This window comes from Pseudomonas sp. AGC41 (assembly GCF_057334555.1).
Genome location: NZ_JBHFJB010000046.1, coordinates 51,357 through 54,643, shown reverse-complemented (window position 1 = coordinate 54,643; position 3,287 = coordinate 51,357). Strand labels below are relative to the sequence as shown.

The window sequence follows — 3,287 nt, the reverse complement described above, 5'->3', positions numbered from 1 at the left end:
CGCGAAGAGGCCGGCAGGTTCGCCCTTACTTCCTGGCCTGCTGGTAAAGCGGCATCACCTTCGGAATCGCCGCCTGCAACGAGGCGATCCGGCTGCTCGACGAGGGGTGGGTGCTCATGAATTCCGGTGGTGCCCCTTCCGAAGCCTTGGCCATCTTGTTCCACAGGGTGATCGCGGCGTTCGGGTCGTAGCCGGCCCGGGCGGCCAGCTCGAGGCCGATCAGGTCGGCTTCGTTTTCGTTGCCGCGGCTGTTGGGCAAGGTCATGCCGTAGTTGGCCACGGTGTCGGCCAGCGCCAGGCTGTCCTGGCCCAGGCCGAATATGGCACCGGCGCCCTGCTTGGCCATTTCGATACCATAGGCCTTGGACATCGCTTCACGGCCGTGCTCGCGCAAGGCGTGGGCGATTTCATGGCCCATGATCGCGGCGATTTCGGCGTCGGTCAGCTTCAACTGATCGATCAGGCCGCTATAGAACATGATCTTGCCGCCAGGACCGCAGTTGGCGTTGAGCTCATCACTCTTGATCAGGTTCACTTCCCAGTTCCATTGCGCCGAGTCCGGGCGGAACACAGGCGCCTGGGCAATCAGACGGTCGGCAATGACCTGGAGGCGCTTGGCGTCGCTGCTGGTCTTGTCCAGGGCGCCTTGGGAGCTCGCCTCACCCAACGTCTTCTGATAGGACTGCGCATACATCTGGTTGACCTCGGCGGTCGACAGCATGCTGAACATGTACTGCTTGCGCTCCACGCCAACGGCTCCGCCGCTGGTGGTGTTGACTGACTGGCAACCGGCGAGCAGAAGAGCCGCGCCCAGAGCGCTCACCATCAAAGTCTTGTTCATACAAAAGAAGCTCCATGGAATCGTGGGCGTATCCTAGGCCCTGATTGGTATCGGCGCCAGATACGAAGCGAGGGATTACGGTTTTTCGGCCAAGTCCCGCTTGGCCCGATTGCGACACTGGTCTAGCCAAAACAGTCATCCGACGAACAGCGCCTCATGCCGCGCCGCGCAAACGCCGATAAAAAGTCCAGACGTCACTTCCGCGTCCGGAGCCTTTATGAAATTCAGATCGATCCAGTTTTCCGTTGCCGCCCTGGCCGGTGCCATCGTGCTCAGCGTGGTCGGCGCCCTGGTGCTATACGCATTGTTCGCCGGCGCCCGCACCCAGGACATGGTGCAGCAGCGGACCAAGGCGCAGTTCGAGCAACTCATCGAGCAACGCCTCAGTGCCCTGGCCCGTACCCAGGCCAGCCTGATCCAGCGCGAGCTTGAAGCGCCGCTGTTGCTCGCTCGCGGCCTCGCCACCAACAATGCCTTGATGGGCATGAACGCGACCGACGGCAACCGGCAACTGAATATCCCTCGCGAGCAGATGATCAGCCTGCTGCGGGAAACGGTGGTGCGCAATCCGAAGATTCTCGGTGCCTACATCGCCTGGGAGCCGAACGCCATCGACCACGACGATGCCCGCTATGCGAACAGCGAGGTGCTGGGCATGGAAACCAACGGGCGCTTCCTGCCGTGGTGGTTTCGCAACCAGGACGGCAGCCTGGGCCTGGAAAAGCTCGCCGACGTGACGGACCAGAAACTGCTGTCCACCGGCATTCGTGCCAGTGAATATTACCTGTGCTCCCAGGACAGCAAAAAAGCCTGCGTGATCGATCCCGCGCCGTACCGCGTCGGCGACACCATGACCATGCTCGCCTCGTTCATCGAGCCGATCCTGATCGATGGCAAGTTCCAGGGCATCGTCGGCGCCGATCTGTCGGTGAACTTCATCCAGGACATGCTCGTCGCCGCCGACGCCAAGCTGTACGACGGCGCCGGGGAAATGGCCCTGCTCGCCAGCAACAACCGGCTGGTGGCCTTCACCAAGGACCCAGGCAAACTCGGCGAGAAAGCCAGCGATCTGCTGGACGCCAACGAATTGGATAACCTGACCAGGCTCGGCATCGGTGAAGTGCGTTACGACATTGATGAAGAACACGGCCACATCGAGGTGTACATGCCTTTCGGCATCGGCCAGACCGAGGCGCGCTGGACGTTGATGATGCAGTTGCCGCTGAATGCCGTGATGGCGGATCTGCAAGCCTTGCAGAAAGACCTCGATGATCAGCGCGAAACCGACATTTTTGGCATGGCCATGGTCGGCCTGGCGATTGCCGCTATCGGCCTGCTGGTGATCTGGCTGGTGGGCCACGGTATTGCCCGACCGCTCAAGCAAATGGTGGCGATGCTCGACGACATTGCCCAGGGCGAAGGCGACCTGACCCGTCGGCTGACCAGCGACCGCGCCGACGAACTGGGCGCCATCGCCAAGGGTTTCAACACCTTCCTGAGCAAATTGCAGGGGATGATCACCCAGGTAGTGACCTCGGTGCAGAGCGTCAGCGATTCGTCGGAACACACCGCCGACATCGCGATCCGCACCAACCAGGGCGTGCACAAGCAGATGTCGGAAATCGATCAGGTCGCCACCGCCGTGCACGAAATGACCGCCACTGCCCAGGACGTTGCCCGCAATGCAAGCCAGGCAGCCCAAGCCGCCAGTCACGCCGACCAGGCCGCCAGCCAGGGCATGCAGATTGTCCGCGACACCTCGACGTCCATCGGCGCTCTGGCCGAGGAGATCGGCAAAGCCGTGAGCGTGGTCCAGACGCTGGCCAGGGACAGCGAAAACATCAACGCGATTCTCACCGCCATCCGCGGGATCGCCGAGCAGACCAATCTGCTGGCGCTCAACGCGGCCATCGAGGCTGCACGGGCCGGTGAGCAGGGTCGCGGTTTTGCCGTGGTCGCCGACGAAGTGCGCAACCTCGCGCAGAAGACCCAACAGGCCACCGAAGAAATCCAGTCGATGATCCAGCAGCTGCAGCAGGGTACGCGGGACGTGGTGCGGGTCATGGAAGACAGCCAGCAGCGTACCGATGAAAGTGTGCAACACGCGGCAAAAGCGGCCCAGGCCCTGGAGACGATTACCCAGGCCGTGTCGGTGATCAGCGACATGAACACCCAGATCGCCAGCGCCGCCGAGGAGCAAAGCGCGGTGGCCGATGACATCAACCGTAACGTGATCAATATCGGCCAGGTGGCGAACGAAGTGGCCAGCGGCGCCGACGAGTCCAGCGCGGCCAGTGCCGGGTTGACCAAGTTGGCGGAGCAGCAGCGGCGGTTGATCAATCAGTTCAGGGTTTGAGGCTATAGATCTGCGCCGAACCCTGTGGGAGCGAGCTTGCTCGCGAAGGCGTCGTGTCAGGCAACTTCACTTTGCCTGATGTACCGCATT

The 3,287-nt window shown here is 62.2% G+C and carries 2 protein-coding genes and 1 pseudogene; 2 read left to right on the top strand and 1 reads right to left on the bottom strand.

The features are described from left to right. Window positions 1-25 precede the first annotated feature (25 nt). Window positions 26-841, bottom strand: coding sequence for a M48 family metallopeptidase (locus ACE04F_RS09240; RefSeq protein ID WP_486106073.1), 816 nt, complete (start codon window positions 839-841; stop codon window positions 26-28). 217 nt (window positions 842-1,058) lie between these two features. Here ACE04F_RS09240 and ACE04F_RS09235 point away from each other — a divergent pair. After that, a pseudogene (locus ACE04F_RS09235) lies at window positions 1,059-2,339 on the top strand (methyl-accepting chemotaxis protein); the annotation flags it as partial. A 15-nt stretch (window positions 2,340-2,354) separates the two neighbouring features. Continuing rightward, window positions 2,355-3,197 (top strand): methyl-accepting chemotaxis protein, encoded by an 843-nt coding sequence (locus ACE04F_RS09230; protein ID WP_486106118.1) that lies wholly within the window; start codon window positions 2,355-2,357, stop codon window positions 3,195-3,197. The last annotated feature ends 90 nt before the right edge of the window (window positions 3,198-3,287 follow it).

Excerpts from the sequence above, each read along its gene's own strand:
- ACE04F_RS09240 (WP_486106073.1), bottom strand. The coding sequence starts at position 841 with ATGAACAAGACTTTGATGGTGAGCGCTCTGGGCGCGGCTCTTCTGCTC.
- ACE04F_RS09230 (WP_486106118.1), top strand. The coding sequence starts at position 2,355 with ATGATCACCCAGGTAGTGACCTCGGTGCAGAGCGTCAGCGATTCGTCG.